The sequence below is a fragment of the Pseudopedobacter saltans DSM 12145 genome (assembly GCF_000190735.1).
GTDB classification, from domain to species: Bacteria; Bacteroidota; Bacteroidia; order Sphingobacteriales; family Sphingobacteriaceae; genus Pseudopedobacter; species Pseudopedobacter saltans.
The window spans coordinates 2,583,365-2,601,642 of the sequence record NC_015177.1 but is presented as its reverse complement, the minus strand read 5'-3'; the positions used below and the strand labels follow the sequence as shown (position 1 = coordinate 2,601,642).

Annotated in this window: 18 protein-coding genes and 2 tRNA genes; 6 read left to right on the top strand and 14 right to left on the bottom strand. The window is 36.2% G+C overall.

What is annotated here, in order from left to right:
- Window positions 1-67 precede the first annotated feature (67 nt).
- Entirely contained in the window at window positions 68-2,047 is a 1,980-nt protein-coding gene (ispG, locus tag PEDSA_RS11155) for a (E)-4-hydroxy-3-methylbut-2-enyl-diphosphate synthase (protein WP_013633270.1), read from the top strand.
- 13 nt (window positions 2,048-2,060) lie between these two features.
- Here the strand turns inward: ispG and PEDSA_RS11150 are convergent, their stop codons facing one another.
- Both PEDSA_RS11150 and PEDSA_RS11145 read right to left on the bottom strand, forming a co-directional pair.
- Entirely contained in the window at window positions 2,061-2,465 is a 405-nt protein-coding gene (locus PEDSA_RS11150; RefSeq protein WP_218916215.1) for a hypothetical protein, read from the bottom strand.
- Window positions 2,466-2,531: 66 nt separating this feature from the next.
- Window positions 2,532-2,735: a hypothetical protein gene (locus PEDSA_RS11145; protein WP_013633269.1), complete on the bottom strand. Its 204-nt coding sequence runs from the start codon at window positions 2,733-2,735 to the stop codon at window positions 2,532-2,534.
- Window positions 2,736-2,932: 197 nt separating this feature from the next.
- On the opposite strand from PEDSA_RS11145, the gene PEDSA_RS11140 reads away from it, so the two are divergent.
- A complete protein-coding gene (locus tag PEDSA_RS11140; RefSeq protein ID WP_013633268.1) occupies window positions 2,933-3,472 on the top strand; it encodes a lipocalin family protein in 540 nt (179 codons plus the stop codon).
- A gap of 15 nt (window positions 3,473-3,487) precedes the next feature.
- Here the strand turns inward: PEDSA_RS11140 and PEDSA_RS11135 are convergent, their stop codons facing one another.
- From PEDSA_RS11135 to PEDSA_RS11110, 6 genes are all read right to left on the bottom strand, one after another.
- Window positions 3,488-4,117: a hypothetical protein gene (locus PEDSA_RS11135; protein WP_013633267.1), complete on the bottom strand. Its 630-nt coding sequence runs from the start codon at window positions 4,115-4,117 to the stop codon at window positions 3,488-3,490.
- A 90-nt stretch (window positions 4,118-4,207) separates the two neighbouring features.
- Window positions 4,208-5,221, bottom strand: coding sequence for a Holliday junction branch migration DNA helicase RuvB (gene ruvB, locus PEDSA_RS11130; protein WP_013633266.1), 1,014 nt, complete (start codon window positions 5,219-5,221; stop codon window positions 4,208-4,210).
- A 372-nt stretch (window positions 5,222-5,593) separates the two neighbouring features.
- Window positions 5,594-6,316 (bottom strand): polyprenol monophosphomannose synthase, encoded by a 723-nt coding sequence (locus PEDSA_RS11125; protein ID WP_013633265.1) that lies wholly within the window; start codon window positions 6,314-6,316, stop codon window positions 5,594-5,596.
- Window positions 6,317-6,442: 126 nt separating this feature from the next.
- Complete coding sequence (locus PEDSA_RS11120) at window positions 6,443-7,930, bottom strand: peptide MFS transporter (protein WP_013633264.1); 1,488 nt, start codon at window positions 7,928-7,930, stop codon at window positions 6,443-6,445.
- Between the two features lie 88 nt (window positions 7,931-8,018).
- Window positions 8,019-9,791, bottom strand: coding sequence for a peptide MFS transporter (locus PEDSA_RS11115; protein ID WP_013633263.1), 1,773 nt, complete (start codon window positions 9,789-9,791; stop codon window positions 8,019-8,021).
- A 139-nt stretch (window positions 9,792-9,930) separates the two neighbouring features.
- Window positions 9,931-10,836: a hypothetical protein gene (locus PEDSA_RS11110; protein ID WP_013633262.1), complete on the bottom strand. Its 906-nt coding sequence runs from the start codon at window positions 10,834-10,836 to the stop codon at window positions 9,931-9,933.
- A gap of 227 nt (window positions 10,837-11,063) precedes the next feature.
- On the opposite strand from PEDSA_RS11110, the gene PEDSA_RS11105 reads away from it, so the two are divergent.
- The 4 genes from PEDSA_RS11105 (at window position 11,064) to PEDSA_RS11095 (ending at window position 13,584) form a co-directional block, all read left to right on the top strand.
- Entirely contained in the window at window positions 11,064-13,073 is a 2,010-nt protein-coding gene (locus tag PEDSA_RS11105; protein ID WP_083811758.1) for an HD family phosphohydrolase, read from the top strand.
- A 123-nt stretch (window positions 13,074-13,196) separates the two neighbouring features.
- Window positions 13,197-13,331, top strand: a complete 135-nt coding sequence (locus PEDSA_RS20580; protein WP_083811757.1) for a GIY-YIG nuclease family protein — start codon at window positions 13,197-13,199, stop codon at window positions 13,329-13,331.
- 55 nt (window positions 13,332-13,386) lie between these two features.
- Window positions 13,387-13,473, top strand: a tRNA-Ser gene (locus PEDSA_RS11100).
- A 37-nt stretch (window positions 13,474-13,510) separates the two neighbouring features.
- Window positions 13,511-13,584: transfer RNA gene (locus PEDSA_RS11095), tRNA-Pro, on the top strand.
- 317 nt (window positions 13,585-13,901) lie between these two features.
- On the opposite strand, the gene PEDSA_RS11090 is transcribed toward PEDSA_RS11095, so the two are convergent.
- The 6 genes from PEDSA_RS11090 to PEDSA_RS11065 are packed head-to-tail and all read right to left on the bottom strand — an operon-like array spanning window position 13,902 to window position 18,278.
- Window positions 13,902-14,582 (bottom strand): lycopene cyclase domain-containing protein, encoded by a 681-nt coding sequence (locus PEDSA_RS11090; protein WP_013633260.1) that lies wholly within the window; start codon window positions 14,580-14,582, stop codon window positions 13,902-13,904.
- Window positions 14,579-15,037 carry a sterol desaturase family protein gene (locus tag PEDSA_RS11085; RefSeq protein ID WP_013633259.1) on the bottom strand — a complete coding sequence of 153 codons (459 nt, stop codon included), beginning with the start codon at window positions 15,035-15,037 and terminating at the stop codon, window positions 14,579-14,581. Before PEDSA_RS11085 ends, PEDSA_RS11090 begins: the two co-directional genes overlap by 4 nt.
- Complete coding sequence (locus tag PEDSA_RS11080) at window positions 15,034-15,504, bottom strand: SRPBCC family protein (protein WP_013633258.1); 471 nt, start codon at window positions 15,502-15,504, stop codon at window positions 15,034-15,036. The genes PEDSA_RS11085 and PEDSA_RS11080 overlap by 4 nt, the downstream gene beginning before the upstream one ends.
- 2 nt (window positions 15,505-15,506) lie before the next feature.
- A complete protein-coding gene (locus PEDSA_RS11075; RefSeq protein ID WP_013633257.1) occupies window positions 15,507-15,968 on the bottom strand; it encodes a hypothetical protein in 462 nt (153 codons plus the stop codon).
- Entirely contained in the window at window positions 15,965-16,801 is an 837-nt protein-coding gene (locus PEDSA_RS11070; protein ID WP_013633256.1) for a phytoene/squalene synthase family protein, read from the bottom strand. The genes PEDSA_RS11075 and PEDSA_RS11070 overlap by 4 nt, the downstream gene beginning before the upstream one ends.
- Window positions 16,785-18,278 (bottom strand): phytoene desaturase family protein, encoded by a 1,494-nt coding sequence (locus PEDSA_RS11065; protein ID WP_013633255.1) that lies wholly within the window; start codon window positions 18,276-18,278, stop codon window positions 16,785-16,787. The genes PEDSA_RS11070 and PEDSA_RS11065 overlap by 17 nt, the downstream gene beginning before the upstream one ends.

Sequence of the window (18,278 nt, the reverse complement as noted above, 5' to 3'; positions counted from 1 at the left end):
AAATAATCATAGCACTTTTCTAAAGAAGTCTGGCTTTAATCTTATTTTTGTGCAAACGCTAAGAGAAATGCAGGTAAAAGAGTCTTTGGATCAGAGATATTGTAATTCTATTACAGAATACAGCAGGTTTGAAACGGTAGAAGTAAAGGTTGGAAATTTGTTATTGGGTGCTCATAATCCTATTCGTTTGCAATCAATGACTACGGTTGATACAATGGATACTGAAGGTTCTGTTGCACAAAGTATTCGGATGATTGATGCTGGTTGCGAACTGGTTAGGATTACAGCACCTTCTATCAAAGAAGCAAAGAACTTAGCGAATATTCGTAAAGAATTAGATGCAAAAGGTTATCCCACTCCTTTGGTAGCCGATATACATTTTACTCCAAATGCTGCGGAAGAAGCGGCTAAACATATCGAAAAGGTACGTGTAAACCCGGGAAACTATGCCGATAAGAAAAAATTTGAGGAGATAAACTATACTCCGGAAGCGTATAAAAAAGAGTTGGAACGCATTAAATCCAAGTTTGCTCCCTTAGTTCAGATTTGCAAAGAAAATGGGACAGCTATGCGTATTGGGACTAACCATGGCTCTTTATCAGATAGAATCATGTCATGGTATGGTGATACGCCCAAAGGAATGGTTGAGTCGGCTATGGAGTTCATCCGGATTTGCCGGGAGCTGGATTATCATCAGTTGGTCGTTTCTATGAAGTCTAGTAACCCGCAGGTAATGGTGCAGGCCTATCGTTTGTTGGTACATACCATGATGCAGGAAAATATGAATTATCCACTGCATTTGGGAGTTACCGAGGCGGGTGATGGAGAAGATGGAAGAATAAAGTCTGCTGTTGGAATAGGTACTTTATTGGAGGATGGCTTAGGGGATACTATTCGTGTTTCTTTAACAGAGGAGCCAGAATTTGAAATTCCCGTAGCTAGAGTTTTAGCAGAGCGTTACCATGAAAGGGAAAAATTAGATACTGAAATTAATGGCGCAGGTGACGTTATTGTTCCTCAGGATTTTTCTCCTTTTGAATACAGAAAGAGAGAAAGCACAGAGCTTAACACTTTTATCGGCGGACATCAGGTTCCGAGAGTGATTCTGGATATTTCTAAACAAAATCTTAAAGATCCATTTGTGCTGGCTGACGCCGGATATGTTTATTCTGCTGTTTTGGATAAATACAATATGGGCGACCAGTCTATAGATTTCGCTTATCTGGGCGATCAATTGCCTTCATTTAATTTCCCGGGAAATTTGAAACAGTTATATGATTACTCTACCTGGTTAACACTGCAAAAAAAATATAATTGTCATCCGTTATTTACATTGGAAGAATACGTTTCTGCACAGAAAAGGGATGCTGCTTTAAATCTGGTAAGAGTAAGCAGAAGTAATTTATATACGGATGATTTTGCAAATATTCCCTTTGACCATACTCTGGTTTTTGTTTTGGAAACTGATGAAGTACATGGCATGGCAGATCAAAGGGCTTTTTTCTTTAAACTGCTAGAAGCAGGAATCAATACTCCTGTTATTGTAAAGCGATCTTACCGATTTGGAGATGCCAACCAGAAAGATATTGATTTAAAGACACAACTCTACGCTGCTACCGATCTGGGGGCTTTATTGCTGGACGGTTTTGGTGATGGCATTTGGATTGACGCGCCGCAGATTTCACTGAAATTTAATGTTTCTACTGCTTTTGGTATTCTTCAGGCAACCCGTTCAAGAATATCAAAAACCGAATATATATCCTGTCCATCTTGTGGTCGGACGCTTTTTGATTTACAGGAAACCACACAAATGATCAGAAGTAAGACAGATCATTTAAAAGGTATTAAAATTGGAATTATGGGATGTATTGTTAATGGTCCGGGAGAAATGGCTGATGCTGATTATGGATATGTAGGGGCTGGTCCGGATAAAATTACACTTTACAGGGGTAAGGAAGTGGTGAAGAAGAATGTACCGTCTGCAAATGCTTTAGATGAGCTGATCGATATTATCAGAACAGATGGTATTTGGATTGAGAAGGAGTAATAGGAAAAGTTTATTAAGCGTTATTTTCTGGCTTCTTTACTTGCTTTTTTAAGTCATCAATGTCGGCTAGGTCTATTTTCCTGCCACTTGATTTCTTATTTTTGATTAATTCGTTTAGCCCTATATAGTTTACTTTTAAATCTTCTGCTAATTCAATTTCCAATTTTTCGGTATAAGCTTCTGAGAAAGAAACGCCATCAATACTTGTTAAAATATCAATTCTTAAAGGGGGATAACCAATTTGATTAATTAAATTGGGTTTTGAAAAATCTTCCACATTAAAACCAATGGATCCAAATCCGAAATCATTTACGACTGACATCATCTTTGCTGCATTTTGGTGAGAAATATCTATCCAAATGTCTAAATCTCCAGTATATCTTGGCTTTCCATGGGAATGCCATTGCGTATCCGCCAACAACTAAATAGTCGACTTCGTGTTCGTTTAAAAGTCTCAAGAAATCTTCAAAATCTTCGGAAAGAATCATTTTTTCAATTCAAGTTGTCTAAATATAGTCTTATCCATTCTCTGTCCAGGTTTCAACGTTTGCTTAATCAAAAAAGTAACAGCGGATAATCTTTCTAATGGAGTTTTAGAAAGCCAATAATTAATATCATTAAAAGATTGGTCATGGTCATGCAGGCTAACTTTGGTCACAACCATTGCCATTTTCCTTTCCTTCTTCATAATTTCCTTTTAATGTGATATAACAAATATAACCAAAAGTAATATAAATATATCCATAAGGTATATTTAGCTGGTTGTGGTCATGTCAAAATTAATATCAATAATTTAATCTGTTTGTTTAAATAGAGAGACTCGGGTCAATCATTTTTGGTACAAAAATAGATAGTTGTTTCTTTGAAAACTGATATCTCTATTTTATGAAAACATCTCAAATTTTATGGGTAACAGCGTCTGTAGCCCTGGTTTCATTTTGTTTATCTTCCTGCAAGGTATCTATACCACAGGGAGCTCAGGCTGTTAAACCATTTGATCTGCAACGTTATTTGGGGAAATGGTATGAGATTGCCCGTCTGGATTTCAAGCATGAGAAAAATCTTAATCAGGTAACTGCGGAATATTCGTTAAATAAAGACGGTTCGATAAAGGTGCAGAACCGGGGATATAATTATGTGAAAAATGAATGGAAAGAAAGTATAGGTAAGGCAAAACCTGTAGATGCTGATAAAAATGAAGGAAGATTAAAAGTGTCTTTCTTCGGACCTTTTTATGCCGGATATAATGTGGTTGCAATAGATCCTGAATATAAATATGCTTTGGTATTTGGGAATAATCTGGATTATATATGGATTCTTTCCAGAACTGCTTCTATTCCGGATGAAATTAAAGCTGATTATTTAGAAAAAGCAAAACGAACGGGATATAAAATAGAAAATTTAGTATGGACAGAGCATAAATAATGCACTGTCCTATACTTATATTTTTTCGCCTTTAGCCAATTTAAGCTTGCGATTGTCTTGCCATAAATAATGCATAAGCGTATTAAGTACTACAGCATTCCAATCGTTATGCAGGCTTAAAAGTACTTTTTTCTTTCTGTTGCTTAAGCTTTCAATATGTAGAATCCCTTTATTCAGATAATATTTCACATCAGACCACGGTGTAGTTTCTGTTTTGGTTTTACCGAAAAACCAGGTTTTATAGGACATGGAAACTCCTTGGTTATTTATGGTAGCAGTGCCTATATTAAAGCTTTCCTGATTATTTAAAGAGTCAATGTATTGGCTGATCAAGCTTTTCTTTACATATTGCCATAAGCCAGACATGATGTAGTAATAAGTATGGTCTTCTTCCAGTAGTTCCTGTACTTTAGAGCTTTCGAAATTGATATTTAATGTCTTATTGTTCTTACCTAAAATATCAATATTATAGGTTTTTTTAGTTGGATTTTTGGCTGGCCCAATTAAAGACACTCCGTATTTTATAGCTTGTACGTCATCACAAGGTATTTGTACCTGATTAACTTCTATATAATCCTTATTGATTTTTACCTTCTGTTTGGAAGAAGGTAATTGAATATCTACGTCAAAGTTGTGGTTTAGCATGTACGAATATAAAATATATAAAGTCTAAATTCAAAAGTGAAAAATCAAAAAATGTATTCTTGTTTTATCTTTTTCCTTATACGGAAATAGTTAAAAAAGAGTTCCTGATTTAATTCTTCCAAGATGCTGATATGCTGCAGGAGTAGCTTCCCTTCCTCTTGAAGTTCGCATTAAATAACCTTCCTGAATAAGGAAAGGCTCATAAACTTCCTCAATTGTTCCTTCATCTTCTCCAACCGCTGTAGCAATGGTTTTTAAACCAACGGGACCACCTTTAAACTTGTCTACTATAGTAGAAAGAATCCGATTGTCCATTTCGTCTAAACCATGTTCGTCTACATTCAACGCATTTAAAGCATATTTAGCAATTTCTGTATCTATTTCGCCATTTCCTTTAATTTGCGCAAAGTCACGGGTTCTTCTTAGTAATGCGTTAGCAATACGAGGTGTACCACGACTTCTTCTGGCAATCTCATAAGCCCCCGTTTCTGTAATTGGCGTTTTCAGGATATATGCGGAACGGATGACAATAGTTGTCAACAGCTTTGCATCGTAATATTGTAATCTGGAATTTATACCAAATCTGGCTCTTAATGGAGCTGTTAATAATCCCGAACGGGTTGTCGCTCCCACCAGTGTAAAAGGACTCAATGAAATCTGTACTGAACGGGCGTTGGGGCCGGTTTCGAGCATGATGTCAATTTTAAAGTCTTCCATTGCAGAATACAAGTACTCTTCTACCAGAGGACTCAGGCGGTGTATTTCATCAATGAAAAGGATATCGCCAGCATCTAAGTTGGTGAGCAGACCTGCCAAATCGCCAGGTTTGTCCAATACGGGACCGCTTGTAATCTTTATGCCAACTCCCATTTCATTTGCTATGATATGCGAGAGGGTTGTTTTTCCAAGACCTGGAGGACCATGTAAAAGAACATGATCTAAGGGTTCGCCACGTAGTTTGGCCGCCTTTACGAAAATCTTTAGATTTTCCAGTATTTTTTCTTGTCCAGTAAAGTCATCAAACTCTTGTGGACGAAGCACTTTCTCTATTTCTTTATCTGTAAAAGATAATTTTTCACTATTCGGGTCAAGATGCTCGTTCATGGGGATGAATTTACGAATATTTTATTTTATAAGTAGAGCGTAGTGGGTATTAGATTAGTCGATAGTTCACTAGTCATTGGTTCATTAGTCGTTAGTAGATTTGCTATGGACCAAAGTTAGTTCATTATTTACTACCATTACTTGAATTAATTACTGCCAGGTTTATTATAGGCTATGGACAAATAACTATCGACTACCTACGGACAACCAAACTCCGTCTTTGGACTTTTGCAGTCTTTAGCTAAATAGTCCTTAATCTTTATCCTTGGTATTACAGATTTTACCATGTGTTAAAGGCGTCCTTTCGGGAGACTATCGACCATCGTCTACCTACAACCAGACTCCGGTCTTCGGACGTCTGACTTCCAGCTATTAATACTTCCTAAACCAGCTTCTGATTTTCATTTCTATTACTCCCCAAAACGCTTCTTTAAATATTTTGGTAGACATTTTGGAGGTTCCAGCGGTTCTGTCTGTAAAGATAATAGGTAATTCTACCACTTTAAATCCATGCTTGATGGCAGTGAATTTCATTTCTATCTGAAAGGCGTAGCCTACAAATTTTATCTTATCTAATTGTATGGTTTCTAAAACTCTTTTTCTGTAACATTTGAAACCTGCTGTGGCGTCCTGAATATCAATTCCTGTAATAAATCGCACATAAACAGATGCAAAATAAGACATCAGGACTCTGCCCATAGGCCAGTTTACAACGTTTACACCATTAATGTAACGGGATCCAATGGCAACGTCTGCACCATTAACACAAGCTTCTCTTAATCTAACCAGGTCTTCAGGGTTGTGAGAAAAATCGGCATCCATCTCGAATACATATTCATAGTCTTTTGTTAAGGCCCATTTAAAGCCATGGATATAGGCTGTACCTAATCCTAGTTTTCCCGAACGCTCTTCTATGAAAAGCTGGTTAGGATATTCTATCATCAGACCTTTTACAATATCAGCAGTTCCATCAGGAGAACCGTCATCGATAATCAGGATATGGAAAGGATGCGATAAAGAAAATACTTTACGGATAATTTTTTCAATATTTTCTCTCTCGTTATATGTAGGTATGATGACGATGCTATCTGACACAGAATATGATTTTGAAAGCGAAATTACATTAAATTTTTTTATTTGTTGTCAAGTATTTGTGCGTTGTGTGGAGTCTCGTTTTTAGTTCTTAGACTATAAAAAACTTAAGTCTCCAGGCTTATAATACTATTTTACGTTGCCCATTAATTTCCGCACTAAAGGTGAAATGGCGATAAGCACCACTCCGGCAATTAAAGCATATATCGCTAGTTGCTGATATCCTGCAGTGTATCCCAGAAGTTTTTCTGTTAAACTGGCATTTGTATCCGGAGACGACATGCCTGCACCCAACAATCCTGCTACATACTGGCCATAAGCACTAGCTAAAAACCAAAGCCCCATCATCATTCCGCCTAAATGTTTTGGAGAAAGTTTGGTGATCATGGATAAGCCAATAGGAGATAAGCAAAGTTCGCCCAGGGTTACTGCCAGATATGCCAAAGAAAATACTTCTAAAGAAGTTTTACCGTTTTCGTCTGCAAAAAATCTCGTTGAGAAAAATATGTAATATGCTACTGCCAGTAATAGAAATCCTAAGCCAAATTTAATTACCGTATTAGGTTCTATATTCTTTTTCGCAAAAGCGAGCCATAATAAGCCTAATAAAGGACTGAAAATGATGACAAATAATGAGTTCGCTCCGTTATTTACCACATTGGGGTCTATATTAAAAAATAACAGGTTATTATGTAAGTTACTGTTTGCGAAAAGTGCTAAAGAGCCACCTGCTTGTTCGAATATAGCAAAGAACAGAATAGAGAATAAGATGAGGACCATTGCCGCAAAAAGCTTTTGCCTGACGCCTTTGTCTTTCTCACGGTATGTCTGAAAAAAGAAGTAAAATAATGCTATTGGACCTATTACATACATAAACATATCAGTATAGGCTGTATTATGTATCATGATAAATATTAAGGGTATGCAGGCCAGAGCACCGATGTAAACAGCAATTTCTCTTTTTAAAACTGTTGTTTTAGGTAGGTTTTGTAAAGGGCTATCGCCTATTGGGCCTAAGTGCTTTTTCGTTGCAAGGAACATGATTAAACCAATTACCATAACAATAGCGGCCGCAAGGAATGCCAAATTCCATGAGTGTTCTTTACCTAGCCAAACACATAAGGCACCACCCATTAATGCCCCAACGTTTATACCTGAGTAAAAGACTCCGAAACCCGCATCTCGTCTTGGATCTCCGTCTTTATAGAGATCGCCCACCATAGAGGAAATATTAGGTTTGAAAAAACCTGTTCCTATAATTGTTAGGGAGATACCTATATAAAAAAAATCGTGTGGTGCTGCGGCTATTAATGCATTACCAGCAATCATCAGGAAAGCGCCGAATGTTAATGAACGTTTAAATCCTAAAACCTTGTCTGCGAAGATTCCTCCTACAAATGTGAAGGCATAAACGAAGGCTTGTATGGCACCATATTTTAAATTAGCTTCTTTATCTGATAACAAGAGCTGATCTACCATGAAGATTGCCAGAACACCCCGCATACCATAAAAACAGAAGCGTTCCCACATTTCAACTAAAAACAGATACCATAACTGTTTTGGATATTTCCCTTCGAAATTTTGTATTTCTTCTAGCGTAATATTAGACTGAGACATAATTAATACTAAAAATAAAAGCTGCTATTGAATTTTTGTTTAAAGACCCACTAGCAGCTATAACTATAAAATATGCATTTTGTTGAGATTATTTTACGCCATGCATCAATTTTTTCATCACCGGTGTTAATAATATGATTAACAATCCTAAAGATATTGGTATAATCGTAAAAATCAAGAAAAATGTTGACATCGAATACTGAGCGGTTATCTCGTCAATCATACCTCCCATAGTTCCCGCAATTTTGTTCCCTATAGCAATTGCCAGATACCAGATGCCAAACATAATGGCTATCATCCTCCCGGGAACCAGTTTACTAACGTAAGACAGCCCTACAGGCGAAATACAAAGCTCTCCCATGGTGTGGAAAAGATAGGCAAATACTAACCACATCATACTAACTGCCGCGGTTTGTGCGCCTTGTGGAATACCAGAAGCGCCGTAAGCCAATACTGCAAATCCTGTTCCCAGTAGAATCATTCCGATGCCGTTTTTATAGGTTGCAAAGGGATTATATTTGCTTTCCCATATCCGGGAAAATATTGGGGCAAGTGTAATAATAAAAAGTGCATTTAATACGCCAAACCATGTAGCAGGAACTTCTGCCTGTTCGGTAAGGTATTGTGCTTTCAGCATAAAGATAACCAGGCTCCAGATAATAATAAATGCAAAGGCCAAAATGATATTTCCAAAAGTAAATCTCTGGAAAGTCTGTCTGAAAAGTTTATACAGCACATAGGTAATTACAATTAGCGGAACAACGGTTATCAATGTATTTACGATGTTAAATACAATTTTTGCGTTTCCTTCCAATATTCTGGCCGTATAATCTTTTGCAAAGATAGTCATTGACCCTCCTGCCTGTTCAAATGACGCCCAAAAGAAAATCGTGAAAAAGGCAAGAATGATTACTGCAATCATCTTATCGCGTAGAACGGGGGTATATTGCAAAATGCGCTTTACTAAAATAAAAAGGAATAAAGCGAGCGCTATTATAATTATAAAAGTATTTCCGGTCATAGACCCTACGCTGAAATTGAAAAGGTTGACGGAGGTAATTTTAGATAACGGATCGTTTATAACCCAGGTTAAACCGATAACCGCTATGATGGATATTACGGTTAGATCAAAATTAGAAAACGGATTTCTTTTGGCTTCTTCCGGTTTCTCATTCGCAGTTGCAATAGTTTCTCCATCGTAAACCGGTTTTTCGCCAATATGGCCAAAAATACCTTGTGTGAAGTAGAATTGCAACATTCCTAAAAGCATGAAAACTCCTGCCAAGCCGAAGCCATAACTCCATCCCCAGTCGGGGCTTTCTCCGATATATCCACATAACAACATTCCAAGGAAAGCTCCTGCATTTACGCCCATATAAAATATAGTATATGCGCCGTCTTTTTTCTCTGGGTGTTTTTCGTACATCTGTGCGATAATGGAAGTCATATTCGGTTTGAAGAATCCATTACCTAAAACCAACAAACAAAGGCCCAGATACATGAAAATCGGATTAAATTCAAAAGCCATAGATAAATGACCAAGTGTCATTAAAAATGCACCCACAATAACAGCCCATCTATATCCGATTATTCTGTCGGCTACATAACCGCCCAGGATAGGAGTTAGATAAGCTAATGATGTATAAGATCCATATATGGCTAAAGCGTTTTCCCGTGGCCATCCCCAGCCTGCATTGTCTCCTAAGATTGAAGAAGTTAGAAAAAGTACGAGTAAAGCTCTCATTCCATAATATGAGAAACGTTCCCACATTTCGGTGAAAAAGAGAACGAATAATCCCGAAGGATGGCCTAAAACGTTACTCTTGAAAAAATCGTTTTCGGCATCTTGACTTTTCAGCATAATGTTAGTTAGTATGTGTTGTGCATTTCGTTTTCCCAAAAAAAGGGAGTTTCGAATTCCAATAATATTAAAAAAATGCTGTTAATTATTAAATGAAACAATCAATTTACACACTGGGGTAAAAAAGTCAAAATTGGACTTAATATTTACGGATAGGAGTGGAGCTTGATTTAAGTTTAGAAGGATCGACAAAAGAGTCATCAGTATCATCCGGAAGGTTCTTCAGATTCATGTTTTCAACATACATCCATTTTCCATTTTTATACTTGTAGCCGTCATATGTTAAATCCGGAATGTATTTGCTTTTTATTTTTTCAAACTCTTCGTTGGGCGGTACCAGATGATCAAACACAAACGTCTTATCGTCTTTGACATATCTTAACAACATCGAGGCACTGCTATTATAGGAAAAAATCCGCCTGTTAAGGTAAGTTGAGCTTTTTACGTTCTCCTGGAATACCGGCGATTCTCCAAAAACTGGTTTCCCGTTCTGGAATGTCAGCGTTTCCATTACTTTCGAACTGCTTTCCATATCCTGGCCTTTCCAGCCAAGTAAAATATACGAAGGAGTTTTTCCAAAAACAGATATAATGTTATAATATACCGCGCCGTACCATTTATTATTAGGTAAAGAAGTTTGTTCGGGATTTTCGCTCAGTTCAGCCGATCCGTCGATAAGTGGGATAAGTTCTAATTTTTCAGGATTATTCATTTGTATAGCCCCATAATATCTGAAACTCCCGTTGTTGTAAAAAACGAACCATGTGAATATTCGGAATTTCCTGTCATCGGAGTTTTTAATGGATATAATGTTTTCCAGATTACTGAATTTGTAATTGAAAGATCCCTTTATTTTTAAAGCGTCGATAAGTGTTTTTATAAAGATCTCATTACTTTTTACCCTCTTGCTTTCTATAGTGTCGTTTACAATGCTGTTTCCCAGGTTTTTTAAAGAATCTTCATATTGGTATAAAGACAGCTTTGTTGGTTGGGATTTTGCGGTCAAAAAAAACAAGGAGAGAAAAAAAGCGATAACTATTCTCATGTCGTTTGAAATTTGATATAGTTTAGACGCGCAAGTTATGCAAAAATCAAGAAATGATAAATTAAATCTAATATTGTGAAACTTAGCCTAATTGTCGGTGTTTTAATGAGTAGTTCATTCAAAAATCATAATTTTGGAAAATTAAATAATTTAGCGTGAGCCGATTTAATAAAAATACTCATCAAATTTTATACAGGAAATACGGAACTATAGTGAAATACTTTTTAATGGTGTTTTCTATAGTGATCATTACAATCGTATTGCCAAAACAGCCCAGGTTCAAGTACGAGTTCGAGAAGGGGATGGTTTGGCTTCACGACGATCTTGTTGCTCCATATAATTTTTCTATTCGAAAGACCGCCGCAGAAATTAAGCAAGACAGAGAAAGTATTGCCAAGTCTATTCTCCCGGTTTATAGAATAGATGATAAGATCTTTGAGTCTCAGGTTAGCCAGTATCAGGCAGATTTTGAAGCAAAATGGTTGGGAGCGAAGCTACCTGAGGGAGATATTAAAGAAAAGACTTTTGAGTTTGGTTTTTCTGTTTTAAAAAGCTTGTATGATAAGGGAATTATCGGACTTAACCAGAGTTATCAGAAAAATCAGAGTGATGGAAGTTACCTGATTACTTTATTGAAGAACAATGTCCGCTCAGAAGTAAGTACGGCAACTTTATTGACTCCTTCGTCGGCGCTATCGCAGGCAAGTGAGAGAATTGTTTCGAATAAATCTGTTCGTACTGATATTTTAATCAGTGTTATTAAAGACAGAATAACACCAAACGTTATCCTGGATGAGCGATTTTCTGAGGCTCTCGAAAAGCAGGCAGTAGAAAATGTTTCGGTTACCCGGGGAATGGTACAGAAAGGGGAGGTAATTGTAGAGAATGGAAATGTTGTTAATGAAAATGTTTATCAAAAGCTGGAATCGTTAAGGCAATCTTACGAAGAAAATGCTAAAATGAGAGGGGATCGGAAGCAGGTCTTTTTAGGCCAGTTTTTAGCGGTTGGCTTGGTAATTACTTTGTTGATGGTGTTCCTGTACCTTTTTAGAAAGGATATTTTTGCTGATAACAGGAAAATTGCTTTGATACTGCTCATCATTATAGCCATGCTGGTTTTCCTATCCTGGGCAGTAAAAATAAAGCTTCCAAGTGTATATTATATTCCTTACGCGATAGTGCCCATTATTATCCGGATATTATTTGATACGCGTTTGGCTTTAAATATTCATTTACTGGTAGTTCTGGTCGCTGGCTTCTTTGTTCCAAATAGTTTTGAGTTTGCCTTTTTGCAGATTACTGCAGGTATGGTCGCTATCTATAGTATCAAAAATCTGGTAAGGAGAGAACAATTCCTGATTAGTGCAATGCTCATTCTATTGAACTACTTTGTGTCTTATTTGGGGATTTCATTAATAAGGGAAGGAGCATTAAGTAGCGTGGAATGGATGAAATTTTTACCATTTGTGTTTAGCGTATTGCTTTCTCTACTGGCTTACCCATTAATTTACCTTTTCGAAAGGATGTTTGGTATTACATCGGATATCACCTTAATGGAATTGACGAATACCAACTCAAATCTGCTTAGAGAACTGGCTTTTAAAGCTCCAGGGACATTTCAGCACTCATTGCAGGTTGCTAATCTGGCCGAAGCCGCAATTTATAAAATAGGAGGTAATGCGCTTTTGGTTAGAGCAGGTGCTTTGTATCATGATATAGGTAAAATAGAAAATCCGCAGTTTTTTGTTGAAAATCAGATTAAGGGAATTAATCCGCATGATAAGCTCTCTTATGAAGATAGTGCACAGATTATTATTAAACATGTGGAAAACGGAATTGAACTTGCCAGAAGAAATAATTTGCCAGAGGTAATTATAGATTTTATCCGAACACATCATGGAAATACTCGTGTGGATTATTTTTATCAATCATTCCTGAAGAATTTTCCTGAGAAATTTATAGATGAAAATATTTTCAGATATCCGGGACCTATTCCTTTTTCTAAGGAAACTGCCGTTTTAATGCTCGCCGATTCTGTTGAAGCAGCATCTCGGGCGCTTAAAGAACCGGATGCTGAATCCATAAATAACCTGGTTGAACGGGTAATTGACTATAAATTGGAACAAAATCAGTTAAATGATAGCAATATTACATTAAAAGAGATAGAAACTATTAAGCTGATTTTCAAGACAATGCTTATGGGTATCTACCATGTCAGGATAGATTATCCAGAATAGTTTTAAAATTTCTTTTGAAGATATATTCCTATTGTTATATTTGCATTCCCAAACGGGAGGAGAGGTGTCTCAAAGGGACTCCTTCGGAGCCTTAGAGGGTGGGTGATTAGGTAAACTTTTAACATGTATTACACATATATTTTAAAAAGTTTAAAAGATAACAAATACTATTACGGAAGTTGTCAGAATTTAACATTAAGATTGCAACAACATAATAGTCATAAAGTGAAATCTACAAAAAGTAGAATATTTTTTTAAAACGATAGATGGGTATATTTGGTTGAAATCAAATTCCATTATCTGAAAGATAGAAGGAGAGGTGCCTGAGAGGCCGAAAGGAACAGTTTGCTAAACTGTCGTACTGGAAACGGTACCGCGGGTTCGAATCCCGCCCTCTCCGCAGAGCTTCAAAGCTTTGAAAAAAGGTGATACCTAATCGGGGTGTAGCGTAGCCCGGTATCGCGCCACATTTGGGATGTGGAGGTCGTAGGTTCGAATCCTGCCACCCCGACGAAAGCCAGCAGAAAAGCTGGCTTTTTTACTTTAATTTTCCAGCTTTTCTGAGAATACTTGTTTTTCTGCTGCCGTTAAGGGTCACTGTCTTGAGTGCAATGGTTTTTATGATGAGGTCACCCTGCGTGATTTTCCGTTAGGTGGCAAAGCCTGTTTTTTTGCATCTCAAACGCTGGAAATGGTGGGTCATGGCACGGGCAAGTCTGTTTATAGCTCATGGGATTCGGTCGCTGAGATCACCCAGCTGACAGCGAAAATTTCATTCTCAAGTCTAAATAGAAGGTTTTTTAAGAATAGTCATCCCGTTTTTTTACCCTATGTAGAGCTGAATTTTTTGAAAAAATACAGAACCAATAAAAACTGTGTGTAACCATATACGGCATCTTCAATAGGTATGGTCAGCATTCGTATTCCCAAGAAATCGTTAGGATTATAATTGACAATAGGTGCATTTAATCCGCTACCTGTTAATAAACCATTTACAGGGAAAAAGCCCAGCATTAATATGGTAAATACCAAAGAAGCTTTGCTGATCCAGTTTACACGGGCGATAAAATGCAAAAACACTAATGTAGCCAATGTTGCTATTGCAGTTACAAGTGTGTAAATTTTGGTGTAGTGTAACAGTGCTACAACGGAACAAATAATTACACTGATAAAAACGATAACATTATTGAAGCCGTTTAGCCAGTCTAATTTGAAAAATTTATCGATACAGAAATAGGTAAATACACAAGAAAATGGAATGCAAATAAAAAAAAGCCATTCTTCAATAGGTAATCCCGCTATTACAATTCCGACGGTATATGCTGTATTAAACCACCATACGCCTTTATAAGTAAACCATACATCCCATGCTATAAATGGAATTGCTACTATAATTGCGGCTTTTATAAAGGCTCCAAAATAGAGATTGAAAAGAATTCTTTTATCAAACGATGCGATGAAACAGATGATAACTGCAAAAAATAATATGAGTGAATAGGTATATGTCATTGTTTTTGTGGTTTAAAATACATTTTGAAATATTTTAAAGGAACATATAAAAAACCAAAACACTCACCGTCTTCTTTTCCAATATGTCTGTGGTGTTGTTTATGAGCTCTGCGTAAAGCTAAAAAATACGGATTTTTGGTCTGACTCAAAAATTTGATCCGTTGATGGATAAAGACATCGTGTACAAAAAAATACGCCATGCCATATAACATGATTCCTAATCCAATAAAAAAACAATAATTGAAATTTTGTAAAGAGCCAAAGTACATTAAAGCTATAGTAGGTATAGCAAATATGATGAAAAAATAATCGTTCTTTTCAAGAAAGCCTTCATTACTATGGTCATGATGGTCTTTGTGTAAAACCCATAATAAACCATGCATAATGTATTTATGGATAAGCCATGTGGCTCCCTCCATTAGTACAAAAGTAATTAACGTGATTAAAAAATTCATGATTTACTAGCTTGATTAAACATCTTTTCTAAAATTTGATAGCGGTAATTAAAAATATCTGCGAGTTTATTTTTCACAAAAATGCTATGAGCAAGGGTGCCTAAAAAGCCCAGAGGCAGTTCGTAATTTACAGTATCTTTCATAAGTATACCACTTTCGTTAGGAATAAATTCATGAAAATGGTTCCAATATTTATAGGGTCCTTTCTCTTGAAAATCAGTGAAGCTTTTATTCCATTCAACCTGGGTAATTCGAGTCCTCCACTTTATGGGGATATGAAGCAAAGGTGAAACCGTATAATCTATAATCATCCCTTCAAAAATTTGTGTATTGTCATACTCCGTTAATACTTTGAAGTTCATTTCTTTTGGGGTGATTTTTGAAAGATTTTTTGGTGACGAAAAAAAACTCCATGCAGTTTCCATATCACAATTTAATTGCTGTTCTCTATAAAGCTGATATCTCATGGCTAATCCTTTAAAAGTGTTTCAACATTTTTAATCACTACGTTTGAGCGGATTTCTTTTCTGTGTGTCTTTAAAAAATCGATGTCTTGATCTATCATTGAACTATAACCCAAAAAAGATGGTGCATTTTTTTGAACTGACAAGCGAATAAATCTCAATTCGATATTTTCAGGATCTTGTTTAATTGCATTTTCAATGTGTTCTTTGCCCTGATTAAAAACTTTTAATTTAGTAATGGGGCTGAAAACATGGCTTGCCCAGATAGCCTGAAATCCTCCTAGATAACCCATATAAACGGGTTCATCTTTTTTTAATTTCAAATCTTGAATTATTTGCGCACATAAAATTTTGTCAGAAACCGCTTTGTTATAGTTGGCTCTGATATAATTTAAATCATCTTCATTAGCGTATACATTTACCTGAATAAAAAATAATATAACTACGACATTGATTAATCTTTTCATAAAAAAGTAGCTTTATAGCGAAGATAACTTTCAAATGCAACAAAGACTTTTTGAGAATTAGGTATTCTGATCCTGTTTTCTAAAATCTCTTTGGATGATTTCTTTTTAATCTTATCAAATAAAGAAAGATAGTATTTGTAAGCCAAATAAACTCCAAACATAGACGAGCTTGGTAGTTTTTTAATACCCTCCAAAGCCTCGCTAAATTCAGCTTCAATTTCCCTTTCGATCTGGCATTTGACATAATTGTCAAATACGCCCATGTCTATATCGGGAAAATAAGTACGTCCTAAAATTTGATAATCATCTTTCAGATCCCTTAGGAAATTGATTTTTTGAAATGCCGAACCCAATTTCATAGCATAAGGTTTCAGTTTTTCGTATTGTTCTTTGTTCCCTTCGGTAAATACTTGTAAGCACATTAAGCCAACCACTTCGGCAGAACCGTAAATATATTCATTGTACAATTCAGAATTGTAATCTATCTTTTGCAAATCCATTGCCATACTATGTAGAAATTGCTCGATGAGCTTTTTATCAATATGGTATTTATTTACGGTCTCTTGGAAGGATTGGAGAATCGGATTTAGAGATATACCCTCTTCCAATGCGTTATGTGTTTCAATATTCAGCCTGTTCAGCAGTTTTTCTTTGTCATAACCATGAAAACTATCCACTATTTCATCTGCCAATCTCACATACCCGTAAATGGCATAAATACTTTTACGTATAGAAGGCTTTAATGCTAAAATACCCAGCGAAAAGCTTGTACTGTATTTCTGTGTAGTTTTTTTACTTACATCATAAGCCAATTCATCAAACAATTTTTTCATCAACTTTTATTTTAAGGTTATTGACTTCGTTAGCAACTATTTTTCCCGAAATAATGGAAGGCGGAACGCCTGGCCCTGGTACGGTTAATTGTCCTGTATAAAAAAGATTGTTTATTTTCTTATTCCTGATTTTAGGCTTTAATACCGCAGTTTGCTTCAATGTATTGGCTAAACCATAAGCATTTCCTCCGTAAGCATTATAATCTTGGATAAAGTCTCGGACACAGTAGCTTCTTTTATACTCAATTTTCTCATACAGATTGCTGGTTCCGGTATGCGTCTCAATTCTGGAAAGGATTTCCTTTAAATAGGATTCCCTTAAGAGTTCGTCATCGCGAATTCCAGTAGCTACAGGCATTAGTAAAAACAAGTTTTCACCGTTTTCTGGCGCCACATCTGGATCTGTTTTTGAAGGACAGCAAGAGTAGAACAATGGTTTTTCTGGCCATTGTTTATTTCCATAGATGCAATCAATATGTTCATCCAGTTCATGCTCAAAAAAAAGTGTATGATGTTTGAGATTAGGTATTTTTTCTTTTATCCCTAAATAATAAATGAGGCTGGATGGCGCAAAAGTCCTGTTTTCCCAATATTGCTCATCATAATTTTTAAGCTTTTCAGGCAGAAGACTTTCGGTATGATGATAATCTGATGAGGCTATCACTACATCAAACTCATGATATTTTCCATTGATAATCAGCGAAGTTATTTTGCCGTCTGCGGCATTTATTTTTTCTACATTATGATCGAAATGAAATTTTGCCCCCTGTTTTTCCGCTACTTTTTGCATGGCTAAAACCAATTGATAAAAGCCACCCATCGGATAATGAGTGCCCATAGCATACCCACCGTAATTCATTAAGCTGTACAATGCCGGAATATTTTTTGGAGAAGCGCCAAGAAATATCACCGGAAATTCCATTAAAGTCTGCAGTTTTTTATTAGAGAAATATCTGGAAACATAGCTTCTAAAATTAGTAAGCAAGTCAAGTTTGAAAGCACTTTTAGCAATTTTTGGAGAAATAAACTCGCCCCAGTTGTGACAAGGTTTATTTACGAAATCCTGCATTCCGACTTCATATTTGAATTTTGCGGACTGCATGAATTTATCTAATCGTTTGGCTGATCCGGGTTCGATTTCTTCAAATAACTTTTTTAAATCTTCGAAATGTTCAGGAACGGCGATTTTTTCATCAGCAAAAATCATTTCAAATTGCGGATTTAATGAAATCAATTGAAAAAAATCCGAAACTTTAAATCCAAAATCGTTAAAGAAATTTTCTATTATATCGGGCATCCAGTACCAGCTTGGTCCCATATCGAAAACATAACCTGCTGCAGTAGAAAATTGTCTGGCCCTGCCTCCCGGTTGATTATGCTTTTCAAAAATATGTACTTCATTACCCGCTTTTGACAGATAAGCCGCTGCGGATATTCCCGAAAAACCAGAGCCTATGACTGCTACTTTCTTTTTCAT

Coding starts and splice junctions, on each gene's coding strand:
- ispG (WP_013633270.1), top strand. CDS start 68: ATGCAGGTAAAAGAGTCTTTGGATCAGAGATATTGTAATTCTATTACA.
- PEDSA_RS11145 (WP_013633269.1), bottom strand. CDS start 2,735: ATGAAGAAGGAAAGGAAAATGGCAATGGTTGTGACCAAAGTTAGCCTG.
- PEDSA_RS11140 (WP_013633268.1), top strand. CDS start 2,933: ATGAAAACATCTCAAATTTTATGGGTAACAGCGTCTGTAGCCCTGGTT.
- PEDSA_RS11135 (WP_013633267.1), bottom strand. CDS start 4,117: ATGCTAAACCACAACTTTGACGTAGATATTCAATTACCTTCTTCCAAA.
- ruvB (WP_013633266.1), bottom strand. CDS start 5,221: ATGAACGAGCATCTTGACCCGAATAGTGAAAAATTATCTTTTACAGAT.
- PEDSA_RS11120 (WP_013633264.1), bottom strand. CDS start 7,930: ATGTCTCAGTCTAATATTACGCTAGAAGAAATACAAAATTTCGAAGGG.
- PEDSA_RS11115 (WP_013633263.1), bottom strand. CDS start 9,791: ATGCTGAAAAGTCAAGATGCCGAAAACGATTTTTTCAAGAGTAACGTT.
- PEDSA_RS11110 (WP_013633262.1), bottom strand. CDS start 10,836: ATGAGAATAGTTATCGCTTTTTTTCTCTCCTTGTTTTTTTTGACCGCA.
- PEDSA_RS11105 (WP_083811758.1), top strand. CDS start 11,064: ATGGTGTTTTCTATAGTGATCATTACAATCGTATTGCCAAAACAGCCC.
- PEDSA_RS20580 (WP_083811757.1), top strand. CDS start 13,197: ATGTATTACACATATATTTTAAAAAGTTTAAAAGATAACAAATACTAT.
- PEDSA_RS11090 (WP_013633260.1), bottom strand. CDS start 14,582: ATGACATATACCTATTCACTCATATTATTTTTTGCAGTTATCATCTGT.
- PEDSA_RS11085 (WP_013633259.1), bottom strand. CDS start 15,037: ATGAATTTTTTAATCACGTTAATTACTTTTGTACTAATGGAGGGAGCC.
- PEDSA_RS11080 (WP_013633258.1), bottom strand. CDS start 15,504: ATGAGATATCAGCTTTATAGAGAACAGCAATTAAATTGTGATATGGAA.
- PEDSA_RS11075 (WP_013633257.1), bottom strand. CDS start 15,968: ATGAAAAGATTAATCAATGTCGTAGTTATATTATTTTTTATTCAGGTA.
- PEDSA_RS11070 (WP_013633256.1), bottom strand. CDS start 16,801: ATGAAAAAATTGTTTGATGAATTGGCTTATGATGTAAGTAAAAAAACT.
- PEDSA_RS11065 (WP_013633255.1), bottom strand. CDS start 18,278: ATGAAAAAGAAAGTAGCAGTCATAGGCTCTGGTTTTTCGGGAATATCC.